Genomic DNA, 17,692 nt, shown 5'->3' with positions numbered 1-17,692 from the left:
GGGATGCAGACGCAATTGTCCGCCTTTTTGAATTCTCACCTTCGGTCGGAAGGCAAAGAATCCAGGCGTCCTGCCGTAAAGGCAAAAAGATTGCTGACAGCCATCACCAAGCCCGGTTATAGTCGCGATGTCGATGCAGCGTGCGACGGCAAAAGAGATCCGGTGCCCCGGGCCCCGCCGATACGGCCGGCCCGGCCGGCGGGCGCCGCGTGGCGCGGGGAGCGGCCACCGGCCCGGCTCGGACGACCGTCGCGCTCGCATGACGAGCAACGGGGGGAAACAAGTGATCGCGGAGCATTCCGCGATCGTGGCCCGAGGAATGGGTGTCCGCCGCGGGGGGCGGTGGCTCCTGCGCCCGGTGACCTTCGGCGTGACCGAAGGCGTGGTCGGCTTCGCCGGTCCACCTGGTGTCGGTAAATCCACTCTGCTGGCCACGTTCGCGACCTTGCGCCGGCCCAATTCCGGCGTGCTGCACATTCTCGGGCACGACATAGCGAACACCGCGGACCTGCGCGCCGCGCGGGCCCGGATCGGCTACCTGCCGGCCCGGTTCTCCCGCACGGAGAACATGACGGCGGGCGAGTTCGTCGCGTACGCGGCGTACTACAAGCGCACGAGCGCCTCAGTGGCACGGTCCATCATGAAGCGGCTGGACCTCGCCGAGGCCGCCGGGACGGCGCTGTCGCTGCTGCCGCCGGACGTCCGGCTGCGCGCCGGGCTGGCCGCCGCCTGCGTGCACGGCCCGGACCTGCTGGTGCTGGACGACCCGTTCGGCGACCTGCGGGCCGCCGCCGAGCCGTGGCCGACCGGCGCGGCGGGCCCCGGCGGCTCGGCCTACTCCGCCGCCATGGCGGAGCTCGTCCCGGTGCTGCGCTCGCTCGCGCCCACCGTCCTGGTCAGCGCGGACGACACCGAGACGCTCACCGGTTGGTGCGACCGCCTGCTCACGCTGGCGCGCGGCAAGCTCACCGAGCAGCCCACGCACTCCGCCGCGGCCCGCCGCGGCCGCACCGTCGCCGACCGCCGCGTCCCCGCCGACCAACCCGCCGGGGCGGGTCTCCGCACCGAGACCGTCCGGCCTGCCACCGCCGACCGCTCGCCCGGCGCCGGACTTCGCGCCGAGGCCGGGCACCGCACGCCGGCGGACCTCCGCCCCGCGGCCAAGCGCAGCGGGGTGAAGCGGCGGCCGGCGCGCCTGGCGCTCCCCCATGTGAACCTGCGTCCCGCCGCGCTGCGTCCGGCGGCGCTGCGGCAGGTGACGTTTCCGGTGTCCAGGCTGCGGGCGAGACGGGCGGCCGCGGGGAGCGGCGCCGGTGTCTGACCTCGGTCGGGTGCTCCGGCTGGACGCCCGCCGCTCGGCACTGCTGGTCGCGGTGCCGGTCCTGTCCGCGGTCGGGACGGCGGCGGCGGGCCCGCCGCTGCTGCCCTCGGTCGCGTACTGGGACAACTCCGTCGTCGCGCTGGTCAACGCGGTGCGGTTCCTCGGTCCGGCCGCCGCGGGGCTGGCCGCGTGGACGGCCGTCCGGGAGCGCCCGCTCGACTACCTGCGCGACCTGACGGCGCGCTCGCCCGCCACGGGCGCGCTGCTCGACCTGCTGCTGCTGTCGGCGGCGGCGCTCGCGTCGTACGCGGTGGTGACCGCGCTGGTCGTGGCGGTCACGCTGCTCCGGCAGGAGGCCGGGCATCCGCATCCGCTCGGAGTGGTCGCCGGGGCGGGCGCGCTGGTCCTGCACGTCGCGGCGGGCTACCTGGCCGGACGGGTCGTCCCGCACCGCGCCACGGCCGCCGTGGTGCTCGTGGTGACGGGCCTGTGGGCGGTCCTGCGCGTGCCGGGGACGTCGTGGCTGAGCCTGCTCCCCCCGGCTGCGTTCAACCGCATCCACCTTTTCACCACGTTGCGCGCCGGAGTGCTGGCCTACCAGATGGTGTGGGCGTTGGGGCTGACGGCGGCACTGGTCTTCAGCTACGTGCTGTGGGCGACGCGGCGGCTGCTGCTCGTCGTGCCGCTGGCGCTGGCGCTGGCGGCGACCGCCGGCGCGACGCTCGGGCTGCGCGGCGCCGACGGGACGGTGACGCCGGAGCCGACGGACCGGGTATGCCGGGAATGGCCGCTCACCATCTGCGTCCATCCGGCGCTGCGCGCGGCACTGCCCTCGCTGATGACGGCCGTGACGCCGCTCGCGGCCAGGCTCAACGGCACCCCCGGCGAGTTCACCCGCGTCGAGCAGCTACCGGGCTGGGCGCCGGCCGGGGTGGCGAACGGCGTCGCCGGCATCCACCTGGACGAGGACCTGTCCCCCGGCTACCAGGAGCGGGCCGTCCGGCAGATCCAGGACGGCCTGCTGAACGCGAGCGCGTGCACGGTCGCCGGCCGGCCGCGCGGCTACGGTTCGCTGGTGGACGCGTGGCTGCTCGGCGAGCAGCCGCCGCCGATCCCCGACGCGGGGGCGGCGCGCCGGTTCGGCTCGTGGGACGACGGCCGGCGGCGCGACTGGCTGCGCCGGCACTTCGCCGGCTACCGGTCCTGCGCGCTGGGCCCGGCGGACTTCCGCCCGGCCGTCCCGCACGTCCACCGGCGTCCGGGGCGCACGGCGCGCGACGTCCACCGCCCCGTGCCGGTGCGCAAGGTCCCGGCGCAGCGGCGGGAGCTGGGGACCGCGAAGTCCCCCGCGTGACCGCGGCGGCACCCCCTGTCCGCCCCGGCCACGCGGAAGTTCAGGCGCGCCCGGCGGGCTGCGGCTCCGTCCGGCCGGCACCGGCGGGCCTGGCCCAGTGGCGCTCGACGAAGAACGGCGCGACGGGCAGCACCGCCGCTATGAGCGCGAGGACGGTGCGCTTGAGCCCCCAGCCGAGCTTCTCCCCGACGACGAACGCCAGCCCCACGTAGCCGAGGAACAGGATCCCGTGGATCGGGCCCATCACCTGGACCGCCACCGGCAGGTCCGCGCCGTACTTCAGCGGCATGGCGATCAGCAGCAGGACCAGGAAGGAGGTCGCCTCGGCGATCGAGACGACGCGGAATGCACGCACGATGTCCACGGACCCCTCAACGCCCCGCCCCCGCCCCCGGTTTCCCCCGCCCCTATGGCCCTGCTCACACACACCAGCCGGTCTCCCCTGAAGGAAGGCGCTCCAGTGCCTGACGCCGAGGGCAATGCAGACAATAGGGTGTTCGCCGTGGACTGGAGCTTGCTGACGTGTGCGCGCAAGGGGCACATCACCTACGCGCCCGACGAGGAGCCGCTGCGCGAGCGGCTGCTCGTGTCGTCCCCCGTCGGGGAGGCGTGGCGGTGCCTGCGCTGCGGCGCGTACGTGCACGGCGAGCCGCACGGCTCGGGCCCGGCGGACCGGGCGCCGCTGGTGAAGCGCGGCAAGGAGCTGCGGGACGCGTTCATCATGCGGTTCTTCGCGGTCGAGCGGCTGATCCGCGGGCTGATCGTGGCGGTGGCGGCGTACGGGGTGTGGCGGTTCGCGCAGAGCCGCGGCTCGATCCAGGAGGTCTTCGAGAAGGAGATCCCGCTGCTCCGCCCGATCGCCGACCAGTTCGGCTGGGACCTCGACCACTCCAAGGTCGTCACCTCGATCCGGCACGTGTTCGGGCTGGAGGAGCGGACGCTGCGCTGGCTGGCGATCGCGCTGCTGGTGTACGCGGCGGTCGAGATCATCGAGGCGGTCGGGCTGTGGCTGCTGCAGCGCTGGGGCGAGTACTTCGCGGTGGTGGCGACCTGCTTCGGGCTGCCGGTCGAGATCTACGAGCTGGCCGAGAAGGTCACCGTGCTGCGGATCGGCGCGCTGGCCATCAACATCGGTCTGATCGTCTACATCATCGTCACCAAACGGCTGTTCGGGGTGCGCGGCGGCCGGGCCGCCCACGAAGCGCATCTGCGCAGCGAGTCGCTGCTGGAGGTGGAGCACGCGGCGGCCGATCCGGACCTCTCCCGCGCGCCGCATCCGGCGGCCGGGTCACCGGGATAGGTGAGCGGCCGGTAAGGACGGGAATGTGGGGGACATGCCGAAAAACGACGCGGCCCGCGAGCCCGCCCCCCAGCGCGTGCGACCCGTCCCCCGGCGCGGTCTCCTCACCGCCCTGGTGCTCGTCGTGGCGACCATCGCGGTCGTCATCGTCGTGCAGCGGGCGGTGCACGGCCTGCCGCACTGGCTGAACCCGTTCCACGAGGAGACCAAGGACCGCAGCGGCCCGGTGCTGCTGCAGTCCATCCGCGACCTGAACCGCTACGAGGCCGCCAGCGGGAACTTCCAGGTCGTCGTGGACCTGGAGAAGGACGCCAAGTTCCTGCCGTCCTCGCTGCGCGGCAAGCGCACCCTGTTCGTGGGCAACGGCTCGGTCGACGCCTACGTGGACTTCTCCCGGATCGCCTCCGGCGCGATCAAGGTGAACTCCGACCGGACGTCCGCGACCATCACGCTGCCGCACGCCCAGCTGGAGCCGACGAACCTCGACACCAAGCGCAGCTACGTCTACGCGACCGAGCGCGGGCTGTTCGACCGGTTCGGCGACTTCTTCAGCAGCAACCCCGACAACCAGCAGCAGCTCTACGTCCTGGCGAGCCAGAAGATCCAGACGGCGGCGCAGGAGAGCAGGCTCGCGGCGCAGGCCGACGCCAACACCAAGCGGATGCTGGAGAACATGCTGAAGGCGCTGGGCTTCAAGACGGTCGCCGTCCAGCAGCCCAGCGCCCAGTGAGCGCGCCCGGCGCTACGCCTTCGCGACGCGGAGGATGAGCGCGTCGCCCTGCCCGCCGCCGCCGCAGAGGCCGGCGGCGCCGACGCCGCCGCCGCGCCGCTTCAGCTCGTAGGCCAGGTGCAGCGCGATGCGGGCGCCGGACATGCCGACCGGGTGGCCGAGCGCGATGGCGCCGCCGTTGACGTTGACCTTCTCGGGGCCGACGCCGAGGTCGCGCATCGACTGGATGCCGACCGAGGCGAACGCCTCGTTGATCTCGATGAGGTCGAGGTCGCCGACGCTCAGGCCCTCCTTGCCGAGGGCGTGCCTGATGGCGTTGGACGGCTGGGACTGCAGCGAGTTGTCCGGGCCGGCGACGTTGCCGTGCGCGCCGATCTCGGCGAGCCAGGTGAGGCCGAGCTCCTCGGCCTTGGCCTTGGACATCACCACGACGGCGGCGGCGCCGTCGGAGATCTGCGAGGACGACCCGGCGGTGATCGTCCCCTCCTTGCTGAACGCGGGGCGCAGCCTGGCGAGCGACTCGGCGGTGGTGTCGCCGCGCACGCCCTCGTCCTTGGCGACCACGATCGGGTCGCCCTTGCGCTGCGGGACCTCGATCGGCGCGATCTCGTCGTCGAACACGCCGTTCTTGATGGCGGCGGCGGCGCGCTGGTGCGATCGGGCGGAGAACTCGTCCTGCTCCTCGCGGGAGATGCCGAGCTTGGCGTTGTGGTGCTCGGTGGACTCGCCCATGGCGATGCCGTCGAACGCGTCGGTCAGCGCGTCGTAGGCCATGTGGTCCAGGACCTCGATCGAGCCGTACTTGTAGCCGGCCCGGGACTTCGGCAGCAGGTGCGGGGCCTGCGTCATCGACTCCATGCCGCCGGCCACCACGATGTCGAACTCGCCGGCGCGGATGAGCTGGTCGGCGAGCGCGATCGCGTCCAGCCCGGATAGGCAGACCTTGTTGATCGTGATGGACGGGACGCTCATCGGGATCCCGGCCTTGACCGCCGCCTGCCGGGACGGGATCTGCCCCGCGCCCGCCTGAAGGACCTGGCCGAGGATCACGTACTGCACCTGGTCGCCGGTCACGCCCGCGCGCTCCAGCGCCGCCTTGATCGCGTGCGCGCCGAGGTCGGCGGCGGAGAAGTCCTTCAGCGCGCCCTGCAGGCGCCCGACGGGGGTGCGCGCTCCGGCGACGATCACGGACGTGGCGGTCATGAGGGGGCCTCCAGGGTGGTGCTGCGGCGACGTTTGCCACCATACCCAGGGAAGCGGCGCACGCTTCCGTTCGCCCCTGTCTGGCCGTCCGTAGGGAGAAACGCCCATGCTGACCCGTATCGACCACATCGGCATTGCCTGTCACGACCTGGAGGCCACCGTCGAGTTCTACAAGGCGACCTACGGCTTCACCGACGCGCACTTCGAGGTGAACGAGGAGCAGGGCGTCCGGGAGTGCATGCTCAAGATCAACGAGACGGGCGACGGCGCCGCGAGCTACCTCCAGCTCATCGAGCCGATCCGGGACGACTCGGCGGTCGCCAAGTGGCTGGCCAAGAACGGCGAGGGCGTGCACCACATCGCGTTCGGCACCGACCAGGCCGTCGCGGACGAGGCGGCGGAGATCTCCGGCAAGGGCGTCCGGGTGCTGTACGACGCGCCGAGGAAGGGCTCCATGGGCTCCTTGATCAACTTTTTGCACCCGAAGGACTGCCACGGAGTGCTGACCGAGCTGGTGCAGAAGGCCTAGCCGGGCGGGCCGGGGGCCGCACGGTCCGGCGGGACCGGCGCGCTGTGCAGGCACTGTGCGGCCGCCGGGCGGGCGCGGGCGCGGTCCGGCGCGCAACGCAGCCCGGGCGCGACCGGATCGTGACGTGTTCGATATCACCTCGGGGGACGGCGGGGTGCAAGACCGCCGCTCTGTGAGCATTCGGACACATCTGGTGCATTTGCGGCCCCCGTACCTGGGCACCTGGGGCACCGGAGGCCGTAACCGCAAACCGGGACAAACCACGCAGCGCGTCAAGATGAGCCCCCAACACGGCAGTGTCCGGAGTACGCTTCATTCGCCGGAAGAGGTCTGGGGCACTGCGCACGTTCATGGCGCCCGTTCATGCCAGGCGATCAACCGGTCCCCGGAACCACCCGTAGCCCCGTCACATCAGGATTGAGCCCTATGCAGTCCGACATCGACGCCCAGCTCAGCAACTTCTTCGAGGACACGCCCCCGCGCGATTTCGACGTGGTGCTCCGTGGCTACGACCGGCACCAGGTCGACGAGCACATCAAACAGCTCGAGAACGAGGGCCGGCAGGCACGCGAGCAGACCCAGGCCCTGCAGCGGGAGCTGTCGGACGCCCACCGTCAGCTGCAGGAGCAGGAACGTCCCACCTACTCCGGCCTCGGCGCCCGCATCGAGCAGCTGCTGCGGCTCGCCGAGGAGCAGGCCACCGAGCTCGTCCAGGCCGCCCGGTCCGAGGCCAACGAGATCAAGGCCGCCGCGAAGGTCGACGCCGCCGAGCAGCGCGCCACCGCCGAGAACGACGCCTCCGAGCTGCGCGCCAACGCCCAGCGCGAGGGCGACGACATGCGCGGCGCGGCCGAGCGCGAGGCCGAGGAGGTGCGCACCTCCGCCCGCCGCGAGGCCGACGAGCTGACCTCCACGACCGAGCGCGAGGTCGCCAAGCTGCGCGCCACCGCCGACCACGAGGTCGCCGAGAAGCGGGCGAGCGCCGAGCGCGAGATCGCCAAGCTGCGCACCACCACCGAGCGCGAGGTCGCGCAGCTGCGCGCGTCCACCAAGCGCGAGCGCGACGAGATCCTCACGACGGCCAAGCGGCAGGCCGACGAGATGCGCGCGCAGGCCCAGCGCATCCTGGAGGAGAGCGAGGCGCAGCGGGCGCAGGCCGAGGCCGAGTTCGAGATCCAGCTGGCCGCCCGCCGCGAGGAGGCCGACCGGCAGGACGCCGAGCGGCACGCCGCGGCGCAGGCCGCCACCCAGAAGCTGGTCGCCGAGGCCGAGCAGCGCGCCGCGTCCGCCGAGCAGCGGGCCGCCAAGGCCACCCAGCAGGCCGAGCAGACCCGGCGCGAGGCCGACTCGCACGCCAAGCAGCTCATGGCCAACGCGCGCAAGAACTCCGACAACGTCATCGCCGAGGCCAAGTCGCAGGCCGAGCAGCTGCTCGCCGAGACCAAGGCCGAGGCCGACCGCGTCCGGACCGCCGCGCAGCGCCAGGTCGACGAGCTGACCCGGCAGCGCGACAGCATCACCAGCCACCTCAACCAGCTGCGCCAGCTCATCGGCGGGGTCGCCCCGGCGATGGGCGGCGAGCCCGAGCTGGCCGCGCCGCCGGAGAAGGCCGCCATCCCGGCCGCCGAGCCCAAGCAGGCGCCGGCGCAGCAGGCGCAGCCGAAGCAGCAGCAGGCCGCCCAGCCCGCCGGCAAGGCGGCGCCCGCCAAGCAGGGCCAGGCCAAGAAGTCCGACGAGGACGACGAGGACTGGTGGCAGGAGTGACCCGCCGGGCCGGCTGACGGCCCGGCGGCGTGCGGCGGAGAGCCTGGAGGCGGAAACGTCTCCGGGCTTTCCGGCGTCTACACCGGTAACGCGTGGTCGGCGGCCTTCCGTTCGGACCCGTGAACGACCTACGGCAGGACGGCGAAGGAGAGCGGCGTGGCCGACGACACCCCCGACGAGGACCGGCCGGCGGCGGCCCCCGGGAAGGGGCGCACCGGCACCGCCGGCAGGGTCCCCGAGCCCGCGCCCCCCGCCGACCAGGACACCGAGCAGGCCCCGGAGACCGAGAAGGACGGGAAGACCGAGAAGGACGGGGAGGGCGCGGAGGCCGTGGCGCCCAGCGGCGCGCTCGATCCGGAGGCGGTCGTCACGGAACCCGTCGGCGAGCTCGACCCGGCCACCGGGGGCCCGCGGACGCGCCCGGCGCCGCCGGACGACTGGTCACCGATGCCCCCCGCGGGCGAGGCGCCCGGCACGAAGGCGGCGGGGACGGCGGCGTCCGGCGCGCGGACGCCCGCCCCGACGACCCCTGGCGCGACGGCACCCGGCGCGGCGGCGCCCGACCCGGAGGCGCCGGATCCGGCGCACGACGTGGAGCAGCGCCGCCGGGAGGCCGGCGTCAACCCGCTGTTCCCGTTCGGCCGGCCCGGCCAGCCGCTCGGCCGCGCCCACCCGTTCGTGTTCGGGTTCACCGCCGCGCTCGGCGTGATCACGGCGTGGATGCTGGTGAAGGCCGCCACGAACGCCAAGTCGGTGCTCGTGATGATCGTGGTGGCGATGTTCCTCGCGGTCGGCCTCAACCCGGCGGTGGAGCGGCTGCGCCGGCTCGGGCTGCCGCGCGGCGCCGCGGTCGGCAGCGTGTTCCTGATCGTGATCCTTTTCTTCGCGGGGTTCGTCGCCTCGCTCGTCCAGCCGGTCACCGAGCAGGTGACCGAGCTGCGGCACAACATCCCCGAATTCGTCGACCAGCTGCAGAACAACAAGACGCTGGCCGACTGGGACAAGCGCTACGGGCTGCTCGCCCGCGCGGAGAAGGCCGTCAACAGCCCGGGCTTCCAGAACGGGCTCACCGACACCGCCACCGGCATCGGCAAGGTCGCGATCAACGGCGTCTTCCAGACCGTCACGATCCTGATCCTGACGCTCTACTTCATGAGCTCGCTGCCGCAGATCAAGACGTTCTTCTACCAGCTCGCGCCGCGCACGCGCCGGGCCCGCGTCGCGCTGCTCGGCGACGAGATCCTGGACCGGATCGGCGGGTACGTCGCCGGGCAGTTCACGATCGCGTTCATCGCGGGGCTGTGCTCGTACATCTTCCTGTCGATCCTCGGGGTGAAGTACGCGCTGGCGCTGGCGCTGATCGTCGCGGTGACCGACCTCGTCCCGCTCATCGGCGCGACGATCGGCGCGGTGATCGTCTGCCTGGTCGCGTTCCTGACCGGCACCACCACCGACCTCATCGTCTGCGTGGTGTTCTACGTGGTCTACCAGCAGGTCGAGAACTACCTGGTGTACCCGCGGGTGATGAAGCGGACGGTCGACGTCCAGCCCGCGGTGACGATCGTCGCGGCGCTGGTCGGGGCGGCGCTGCTCGGCGTGGTCGGCGCGCTGCTGGCGATCCCGACCGCGGCGGCGATCTCGCTGCTGATCCGCGAGGTGGTCCTGCCGAGGCAGGAGACGCTGTAGCGGGGCGGGGTGACGCGGCGCGGGGTCAGCGGGTGGTGCGGGCCAGCGCGGCGGCGAACTCGGCGACGGCCTGGTTGAACAGGTCGGGCTGCTCCACGGCGCACAGGTGCCCGGCGCGCGGGATGACGAGCAGCTCGGCGTTCGGCAAGGCGTCGGCCATGGCGCGCGCCTCGTCCTCGGTGGCGATGGTGTCCTCGTCACCGACCATCACCAGCGCGGGCACCTTGAGGCCCCGCAGCGTCTCGAACGCCTCCGGACGCCCGGCCATCGCGCGCTGCGCCCACGCGGCGGCCGGCGGAGGCGTCGCCTGGACGAGCCCGCGGACGCGCCCGTAGACGAGGGCGCGCTGCCGGTAGGTGGTCGGCCCGACGAGACCGGGCAGCAGCTCGTCCAGCAGGACCTGGACGGTGCCGTCGCGGTCGATCGCGTCGGCCTGCCGCAGCCGGTTCTCCCGCGCCGCGTCGGTGTCGGCGGCGGCGCGGGTGGAGGCGAGGACGACGCCGAGGACCAGATCGGGGTGGCGGCGGCACAGCGCCATCGCGACGTACCCCCCCATCGACAGGCCGCCGACGACGGCGCGCTGCAGGCCGAGGCGGCGGAACAGGTGCGCGACGTCGTCGGCCATCGCGTCGATCGAGGGTTCGTCGGTACCGAGCCGCGAGCCGCCGAATCCGCGCAGGTCGGGGGTGACGACGCGGAACCGGTTCGCCAGGCCCTGCCGCTGCTCCAGCCACATCGCCGAGGACAGCGGGAAGGCGTGCAGCAGGACGAGGGGTGTCCCCGAACCGACGTCCCTGGCGTACAGCTGCACGGTCATACGGTTTCCTCACGTCCGCGTCCCCGAGACGCCGCCGCGGCAACGCGACGGCTAGGTCATCGTTACCCCGTATCGGAGGCGGCGGGGCGGGAGTGGCCGCGATCGGCCGCGCGAGTTTACCTGTCCGGTTCGTCCCATTCAGTGGGGAGCGGATACGCGTCCGGCGCGACGTGCCGGACGATCTCGTCCAGCACCGTCCGGACGTAGGGTTCGCCGACCCACAGGTGCTTGGCCTTGTCGACCCCGATCACCTCCGCCTGCGGCGCGCGCCTGAACCGCTCGCGGGCCTCCGCCGGGCGCAGGTAGTCGTCGAACTCCGGGACGAGCGCGACGAGCGGCCGCCCGTCGGCGCCCCAGGCGTCCAGGTCGGCGTCCCCGGCCCGCTTCAGCGGCGGCGACAGCAGGATCGCGCCCTCGACCAGCGGGTCCAGCCCCCAGCGCAGCGCGAGCTCGGTGCCGAACGACCAGCCGAGCAGCCATGGCCGCGGCAGGTCGTGGTACTCGGTGTACTCCAGCGCCGCCGCCACGTCGAAGCGCTCGGTCTCGCCCTCGCCGAACTCGCCCTCGCTGGTGCCGCGCGCCGACGCCGTCCCGCGCGTGTTGAACCGCAGGACGGCCAGGCCGGCGAGCGCGGGCAGCCGGAAGGACGCCTTGCGCAGCACGTGGCTGTCCATCATGCCCTCGGCGGTCGGCAGCGGATGCAGGCAGACCAGGGTCGCGACCGGCGGCCGGTCCGGCGGCAGCGCCAGCTCCCCGACGAGCCGCAGCCCGTCGGAGGTGTGCAGGGTGATCTCCTCGCGCCGCGCCGGCAGCACCGTCGCCGCCCTGATCTCCGCCATCGGACTCCTCACTCGCTCATGCGGGGCTAGTAGCGGGGCGCGTTCCGGCTCCGCTGGACGCGCGGTCCCCGCCGGGCGCGCGCGTTCCAGCACGGGCTGTGCCAGTGCCGCCGGTCGTCGGCGCCGCCGCGGTCGCCCGCCGGCCACGCGACGACGTGCGGGACGCCCGGCGGGATCTCGTGGTCGCACCCCGGGCAGCGGTACGCCTTCACCGCCGCGGCCCCGGTGATCGACCGGACGATCCATTCGCCGTCCGGTCCGTCCTCCGTCCGCTGCGCCCAGCCGCCCCCGCCGGCTCCGCCGCCCCCGCCGCCCTGTGCGGGCTTTCCGGATACGGCACGGCGGTTCTTGCGGGGGCTCATGCGCTCAGGATATTCAGCCCGGGATGCTCAGCGGAGCGGGCGGCCGGCGGTGACGTGCTCGGTCAGCAGCGGGACGGGAGCCAGGGCCGGCTCGCGCGTCTCGGCGTACAGGGCGCGCAGGACGGCGACGGCGCGGTCGACCCCGAGGCGGTCGAGGTCGGCGATCGGGCCCGTCGGGTAGCCGCAGCCGAGCGTCATCGCGGCGTCGATCGAGTCGGGGTCGGCGTAGCCGGCGCCGAGCATCGCGGCGGCGTCGTTGAGGTAGGGGAAGCGCAGCGCGTCCACGATGAACCCGGCGCGGGCGCGGCAGCGGACGACGGTCAGGCCGAGCCGCCCGGCCAGGTCGGCGGCGCGGTCGGCGACGCCGGGGCCGGTCGCGACGGTCCCGGCGATCTCGGCTAGGGCGCCTGCCGCGTCTGGCAGGTGCAGGCCGACGACGTCGGCGGGACGGCCGGACGCCACGGCCTGCTCGACCACCGGGACGGTCGCGGACGTGACGGCGAGGACCGCGTCCGGCTTGGCGGCCTGGACGGCGAGCGCGAGCAGCTCGCGCCCTGCGGCGGCGTCGCCGGACGCCTCGACGATCAGGTCGCAGTCGGCGAGGCCGGCGGCGCTGTCGCGGACCTGCGCGCCCCCGCGGTCGCACAGCGCGGCGAACGCGTCCGCGAGAGGGCCGACGCCGAGGATCCCGACGACGGGCGCGGGACCGTCCGTCGTCGCCGGTGCCTCTTCCTCGGACGCGCCGTGGTCGTAGAAGCCGCGACCGGTCTTGCGGCCGAGCAGCCCGGCGGTGACGAGCTCGCGCAGCAGCGGGGACGGGGCGTGCCGCCGGTCGCGGGTCTCGGCGTGGATCGCCTCCAGCACCTCCAGGCAGGTGTCGAGGCCGATCAGGTCCATCAGGGTGAACGGGCCCATCGGCAGCCCGGCACCCGCCGTCATCGCGGTGTCGATGTCGTCGCGGGTCGCGTGCCCGGACTCCAGCATCCCGGCGGCCTGGTTGAGGTAGCCGAACAGCAGCCGGTTCGCGACGAACCCGGCGCGGTCACCGATGGTGACGGGGGTCTTGCCGAGGTCCTTCACCAGCGCGGCGACCCGGTCCACGGCCTCCGGCTCGGTGAGCACCGTGCGGATGACCTCGACCAGCTTCATGACCGGCGCCGGGTTGAAGAAGTGCACCCCGACGATCTTGGTGGGGCGGTTCGTGGTGACCGCGATGTCGGTGACCGACAGCGACGAGGTGTTGGTGGCCAGCACGGCGTCGGCGCGGCACACCCCGTCCAGCGTCGCGAACACCTTGCGCTTGAGGTCCAGGCGCTCCGGCACCGCCTCGATGACCAGATCGCAGTCGCCGAGGTCGGCGAAGTCGGTGGACAGCGCGACGCGCCCGAGGATCTCGCGCTGCGCGTCCTCGGTGAGCCTGCCGCGCTTCACCGCGCGTCCCGTGGACTTCTCCAGATGGCCGCGGCCGCGCTCCAGCGCGTCCTGGTTCACCTCGATGCCGACGACCGCCAGGCCGCCGCGCGCCAGCACCTCGGCGATGCCCGCGCCCATGGTGCCCAGTCCGACGACCCCGACCCTGCTGAACGAACCACCAGTCATGCACGGCAGTCTCCCAGAGCCGCCGGGGACCGCCGGATGCCGGGTACGACCGGACCCGTCGCCGGGTACGACCGGGGCTGGTGCCGGGTACGACCGGAAGGTGCGCTTCGGAATCTTCCTGCTCGCCGCCCGCTATCCCGGTCAGGGCGACGCCGCCGCCCTGACTCGCACGGTCGAGGCCGCCGTCGCCGCCGAGAAGGCCGGATTCGACGACGTGTGGCTGGCCGAGCACCATTTCATGTCGTACGGCGTCATCCCGTCCGCGCCGCTGATGGCCGGTCACATTCTGGCGTCGACCCGCCGGATCCATGTCGGGACGGCCGTCAGCGTCCTTTCCAACCAGCACCCCGTCGCACTCGCGGAACAGGCGGCGATGCTGTCACTGCTTTCCGGCGGACGTTTCCGCCTGGGCGTCGGACGCGGCGGACCGTGGCGGGATCTGGAGGTGTTCGGAACGGGGCTCCGCCGTTACGAGGAGGGCTTCGCCGAATCGCTCGACCTGCTGCTCGCGTGGCTGAAGTCGGAACGGCTCGGCTGGCGGGGCGACCATTTCTCGTTCCGCGAAGTTCCGGTCGTGCCGCACCCGGTCGTCCCGCCACCGGTTTCGGTCGCCTGCACCTCTCCGGCCACCGAGACCATCGCCGCGGAACGCGGGCTGCCGATGCTCCTGGGAATGCACGTGGGCGACGCGGAGAAGGCCGCCGCCGTCGAACGCCACGGCTTCCCTGATCTGCCGCACATCTCCACGCACCTCGCGCAGGTCGCCGACACCCGCGAGCAGGCCGTCCGGACCCTGCTGGCCGAGATGCCGCGCTGGCTCGGCCCCGGCCTGGACGGCTATGTGCCCGTGGACGACCGTCCCCGCCCGTCCCGCGACCCCGTCGCCTACACCCGCCACCTGTGCGACCTGCACCCCGTCGGCTCCCCCGACGACTGCGCCGCCTCGCTCGCCGCGACCGCCGAACGCACCGGGATCCGCCACCTCATCCTGCTGGCCGAGGCCGCCGGATCCCATCGAGCGACGATTCGCAACATCGCGAGGCTGGGCAAGGAGGTCCTCCCGAAAGTCCGCGCCGTCCTGCAATGACGTGGCGCGCCGTCCCTTCACGAAGGGACGGCGCGCCGCGGTGCGATTCAGCAGTCGCGGAGTTCGGGGGACTGATTGAGGATCTGCTCGCGCGCAGTGACGAACGTGCGGTACGCGTCCGAATCGCCGGACGGGAAGACCGCGACGCGATGGCAGTTCTGGAACGCCAGCTTCATTCCGAAGTAGCGTTCCAGTGCCCCGCGCATGGCGTCGCTCGCCAGCACGCGCAGCAACTGGCCGCGGGCCCGCTCGTCCGGCGGCGGCGTCAGGTTGTCGGCGAACTCGCCGCCGTCCACCTGCAGCCGCGCCACCAGGCCGCTGATCATCTCCCAGGCGTACGGGAGGGACGTCCTGACGCACTCGACGAACTCCTTGTCGCCGACCTCGCCCTGCCGGGCCGTCTCCAGGAGTTCCGGGGTCACGTCGAGAGACATTGCGGGGGTCCTTTCGCAGACGGATGACACCCACCACCCGCGACGCTAATCACGGCATCCCGACAATTCCAGGCTTGACAGCGACCCTTACTTGCGCCATACGGCCTCCCGGACGGTCAGCCGGCCGGGGCCGCTCCGCGCCGCCGGGACGGCCGCCGCACCGGGCGCGAGACCTGCTGCAGCCGCTCGTCCCAGAACGCGCGCGCCCGCCGCACCCTCGCGGCGTTCCGCGCCGCGCGCGCCTCCGCCTGCCGCTCGCGGACCCGCTCCTGCATGACCGAGTACATGATCTCGTTGTGGAACACGGCCCCTCCTCCGTCTCGGGCCGTTGCGACGACCCGACATCCAAGAGGTTCGTCCTAAGACCCCCGCCCCCACATCGGGACGACTCCTTATATGGGGCCGCTTCCAGGCCTTAGTCGCGTTAGCCGCGCTTATGCAGGTCGCGTGGGCGTCCTAGGCCGCTGGCAGAATGCGGCGCCATGGACGATGCGCTGGCGGGGTTGGACGACGTCGACTGGGCCCGGCTCAGCCACGCCTACGGGTCCGCGGACGACGTACCGGCGAGCCTCCGGGCCCTCCGCGTCCCGGACGAGGAGGAGCGCCTCACCGCCTTGTACGAGTTGCACGCGAACATCTACCACCAGGGCAACCGCTACGAGGCGTCCGCACACGCGGTGCCGTTCCTGCTGGCCCTCGCCGCCGACCCGACGACCCCCGGCCGCGACGACCCGCTGTACCTGGCGACCGGGATGGCCGTCGGCTACGACGAATCGCACCTGCCGTCCGGCGTCGGCATCGAGGACTGGCGGCGCGAGGTGGCCCGGATGCGCGCCGCCGACCCCGCCGCCGAGGAACGCCAGATGGACGCCTGGGTCGAGGAGGCCGCCGACCCCGGCGAACGCGCCTCCAGGAAGCGGCAGCGCGAACTCCTCGACGCCGGCGTCGTCCTGCGGAACGCCGAAGCCGAACTGGCCGCCTACGACGCCGTCCGAGCCGGCCTGTCCGGCGTCCGCGGCCTGCTCGCCGACGGCGACGCGTACGTCCGGGCGGCGGCCGCCTACACACTCGGCTGGTTGCCCGAAGAGGCCGCCGCCTCGGTTCCGGCGCTGCGGACCCTCCTCGGCGCCGAGACCGATCCCGCCGTCACCGCCAACGCGCTCGTCTCCGTCGGCCTCCTGGACGACCGGGACCTGATCCCCCGGCTCCGCGAGCACCTGGCGGGCGACGAGCCCCTCCCCCGCTGGGCCGCCGCCGTCGCACTGCTGCGCCTCGGCGTCGCGGAACCATCGGTCATCGCCGAACTCGCCGCCACGAGCATCGCCCCGCCCGAGACGGCTGGTACGCCGGTCGCCTTCCTCAACGGCGATCTCCGTCTCTACTCCGCCACCTGCCTCGCCGCGATGGACGACGCCCCGCCCGAAGCCGCCGACGCCGTCCTCGACGGACTGTCCCGCACGTCCGACGACGCGTCCTTCCCGATGGCCGCCGCCGCGCTCAAGCTGGCCTTCGGTGCTCCGTCCGGACCGTCCGTGCCGTCCGCCCCGCTGCCGCCGTTCGACGAGCTCACGCCCGTCCAGCAGCGGGCCGTCCGCACCATCGCCGAGCTCACATCCGGGACATGGGACTGGGTGAACCTCTGGGAGATCCTGCGCGAGTGGGGCCTGCCCACCGACCGCGACGCCTGCCGCACGTATGCGGGTCTCGCATGACGGTCACGCGGGGTTCACGACGGAACTAAGGTTGGGCAGCGTGCGTCTCGTTATCGCCCGCTGCAGCGTCGACTACGCCGGCAAGCTCACCGCCCACCTGCCCATGGCCCCCAGGCTCGTCCTGATCAAGGCGGACGGCAGCGTCAGCATCCATGCCGACGACCGCGCCTACAAGCCGCTGAACTGGATGAACCCGCCGTGCTCCCTGCGCGAGGAGCCGTTCGAGGAGAACGGCGCGATCGCCCGCTGGACGGTCACGCACGGCAAGTCGGGCGAACGGCTGATCCTCACCATCGAGGAGATCATCCACGACACCAGCCACGAGCTGGGCCTGGACCCGGGCCTGCGGAAGGACGGCGTCGAGGCGCACCTGCAGGAACTGCTCGCCGAGCACATCACCACCCTCGGCGATGGCTGGTCGCTGATCCGCCGCGAGTACCCCACCGCGATCGGCCCCGTCGACATCCTGTGCCGCGACTCCGACAGCGCCACCGTCGCCGTCGAGATCAAGCGGCGCGGCGAGATCGACGGCGTCGAGCAGCTCACGCGGTACCTGGAGCTACTGAACCGCGACCCCCACCTGGCGCCGGTCCGCGGCATCTTCGCCGCGCAGGAGATCAAGCCCCAGGCCCGCGTCCTCGCCCTCGACCGCGGCATCGGCTGCGTCACCCTCGACTACGACGCCCTCCGCGGCATCGAACACGAGGGCACCCTTTTCTGACGCCGTCACCCCGCCAGCGGCGAGGTTGTCGGCGGTGGCGTGGTGACCGTTCTGCGGCTCCATATCCGCCACCGGGTCGGGGGTCGGACTCCGAAGCGAATTGCTCAGCTCGAAATGGGCGTGGTTCCAGAGCAGATTCGGCAGGGTTCGAGGGCAAGAAGGGTGTTCGTGTGGTGGGGTGGCGCTGGCGTACGGGGCCGCCCCTCCAAAGTCAAGGGCGCCTTCGGCGTCGCT

The 17,692-nt window shown here is 72.9% G+C and carries 18 protein-coding genes; 10 read left to right on the top strand and 8 right to left on the bottom strand.

Annotated features, from left to right (window positions below):
- Positions 1-127: 127 nt before the first annotated feature.
- Both ABD296_RS40020 and ABD296_RS40015 read left to right on the top strand, forming a co-directional pair.
- Positions 128-1,321: an ATP-binding cassette domain-containing protein gene (locus ABD296_RS40020; protein WP_344280281.1), complete on the top strand. Its 1,194-nt coding sequence runs from the start codon at positions 128-130 to the stop codon at positions 1,319-1,321.
- Positions 1,314-2,675, top strand: a complete 1,362-nt coding sequence (locus tag ABD296_RS40015; protein WP_344280278.1) for a hypothetical protein — start codon at positions 1,314-1,316, stop codon at positions 2,673-2,675. Before ABD296_RS40020 ends, ABD296_RS40015 begins: the two co-directional genes overlap by 8 nt.
- 40 nt (positions 2,676-2,715) lie before the next feature.
- Here ABD296_RS40015 and ABD296_RS40010 read toward each other — a convergent pair whose 3' ends face one another.
- Positions 2,716-3,039 (bottom strand): DUF3817 domain-containing protein, encoded by a 324-nt coding sequence (locus ABD296_RS40010; protein ID WP_344280275.1) that lies wholly within the window; start codon positions 3,037-3,039, stop codon positions 2,716-2,718.
- 138 nt (positions 3,040-3,177) lie between these two features.
- Here ABD296_RS40010 and ABD296_RS40005 point away from each other — a divergent pair, with 138 nt between their 5' ends.
- The gene (locus ABD296_RS40005) at positions 3,178-3,975 is read left to right on the top strand and encodes a DUF2127 domain-containing protein (RefSeq protein ID WP_344280273.1); all 798 of its coding nucleotides are present in this window, start codon (positions 3,178-3,180) and stop codon (positions 3,973-3,975) included.
- A 34-nt stretch (positions 3,976-4,009) separates the two neighbouring features.
- Positions 4,010-4,705, top strand: coding sequence for a DUF4230 domain-containing protein (locus ABD296_RS40000; protein ID WP_344280270.1), 696 nt, complete (start codon positions 4,010-4,012; stop codon positions 4,703-4,705).
- 12 nt (positions 4,706-4,717) lie between these two features.
- Here the strand turns inward: ABD296_RS40000 and ABD296_RS39995 are convergent, their stop codons facing one another.
- Positions 4,718-5,908: an acetyl-CoA C-acetyltransferase gene (locus tag ABD296_RS39995; RefSeq protein WP_344280267.1), complete on the bottom strand. Its 1,191-nt coding sequence runs from the start codon at positions 5,906-5,908 to the stop codon at positions 4,718-4,720.
- Positions 5,909-6,014: 106 nt separating this feature from the next.
- Here ABD296_RS39995 and mce point away from each other — a divergent pair, with 106 nt between their 5' ends.
- From mce to ABD296_RS39980, 3 genes are all read left to right on the top strand, one after another.
- The gene (mce, locus tag ABD296_RS39990) at positions 6,015-6,437 is read left to right on the top strand and encodes a methylmalonyl-CoA epimerase (protein WP_344280264.1); all 423 of its coding nucleotides are present in this window, start codon (positions 6,015-6,017) and stop codon (positions 6,435-6,437) included.
- A gap of 426 nt (positions 6,438-6,863) precedes the next feature.
- A complete protein-coding gene (locus ABD296_RS39985; protein ID WP_344280261.1) occupies positions 6,864-8,201 on the top strand; it encodes a DivIVA domain-containing protein in 1,338 nt (445 codons plus the stop codon).
- A gap of 156 nt (positions 8,202-8,357) precedes the next feature.
- Entirely contained in the window at positions 8,358-9,887 is a 1,530-nt protein-coding gene (locus ABD296_RS39980) for an AI-2E family transporter (protein ID WP_344280258.1), read from the top strand.
- 25 nt (positions 9,888-9,912) lie between these two features.
- On the opposite strand, the gene ABD296_RS39975 is transcribed toward ABD296_RS39980, so the two are convergent.
- The 4 genes from ABD296_RS39975 to ABD296_RS39960 all read right to left on the bottom strand — a co-directional run bounded on the left by ABD296_RS39975 (position 9,913) and on the right by ABD296_RS39960 (position 13,504).
- Positions 9,913-10,704 (bottom strand): alpha/beta fold hydrolase, encoded by a 792-nt coding sequence (locus ABD296_RS39975; protein ID WP_344280255.1) that lies wholly within the window; start codon positions 10,702-10,704, stop codon positions 9,913-9,915.
- A gap of 116 nt (positions 10,705-10,820) precedes the next feature.
- Entirely contained in the window at positions 10,821-11,543 is a 723-nt protein-coding gene (locus tag ABD296_RS39970; RefSeq protein WP_344280252.1) for an alpha/beta hydrolase, read from the bottom strand.
- Between the two features lie 26 nt (positions 11,544-11,569).
- Entirely contained in the window at positions 11,570-11,905 is a 336-nt protein-coding gene (locus tag ABD296_RS39965) for an ATP/GTP-binding protein (protein ID WP_344280249.1), read from the bottom strand.
- A gap of 27 nt (positions 11,906-11,932) precedes the next feature.
- Positions 11,933-13,504, bottom strand: a complete 1,572-nt coding sequence (locus tag ABD296_RS39960) for a 3-hydroxyacyl-CoA dehydrogenase family protein (protein ID WP_344280246.1) — start codon at positions 13,502-13,504, stop codon at positions 11,933-11,935.
- Between the two features lie 100 nt (positions 13,505-13,604).
- Here ABD296_RS39960 and ABD296_RS39955 point away from each other — a divergent pair, with 100 nt between their 5' ends.
- Complete coding sequence (locus tag ABD296_RS39955; protein WP_344280243.1) at positions 13,605-14,591, top strand: LLM class flavin-dependent oxidoreductase; 987 nt, start codon at positions 13,605-13,607, stop codon at positions 14,589-14,591.
- A 47-nt stretch (positions 14,592-14,638) separates the two neighbouring features.
- On the opposite strand, the gene ABD296_RS39950 is transcribed toward ABD296_RS39955, so the two are convergent.
- Both ABD296_RS39950 and ABD296_RS39945 read right to left on the bottom strand, forming a co-directional pair.
- Entirely contained in the window at positions 14,639-15,025 is a 387-nt protein-coding gene (locus tag ABD296_RS39950) for an SCO5389 family protein (protein ID WP_344280240.1), read from the bottom strand.
- Positions 15,026-15,141: 116 nt separating this feature from the next.
- Complete coding sequence (locus ABD296_RS39945) at positions 15,142-15,330, bottom strand: hypothetical protein (protein ID WP_344280237.1); 189 nt, start codon at positions 15,328-15,330, stop codon at positions 15,142-15,144.
- Between the two features lie 177 nt (positions 15,331-15,507).
- Here ABD296_RS39945 and ABD296_RS39940 point away from each other — a divergent pair, with 177 nt between their 5' ends.
- Positions 15,508-16,737, top strand: coding sequence for a HEAT repeat domain-containing protein (locus tag ABD296_RS39940; protein ID WP_344280234.1), 1,230 nt, complete (start codon positions 15,508-15,510; stop codon positions 16,735-16,737).
- A 40-nt stretch (positions 16,738-16,777) separates the two neighbouring features.
- On the top strand, positions 16,778-17,458 hold the full coding sequence (gene nucS, locus ABD296_RS39935) for an endonuclease NucS (protein WP_344280231.1): 681 nt from the start codon (positions 16,778-16,780) through the stop codon (positions 17,456-17,458).
- Positions 17,459-17,692 lie beyond the last annotated feature (234 nt).

Origin of the sequence: Actinomadura napierensis, from assembly GCF_039529375.1 — a bacterium.
Classification (GTDB): Bacteria; Actinomycetota; Actinomycetes; order Streptosporangiales; family Streptosporangiaceae; genus Spirillospora; species Spirillospora napierensis.
Note: the sequence above shows the minus strand (reverse complement) of the source record. Positions and strands in the feature narration are given on the sequence as shown.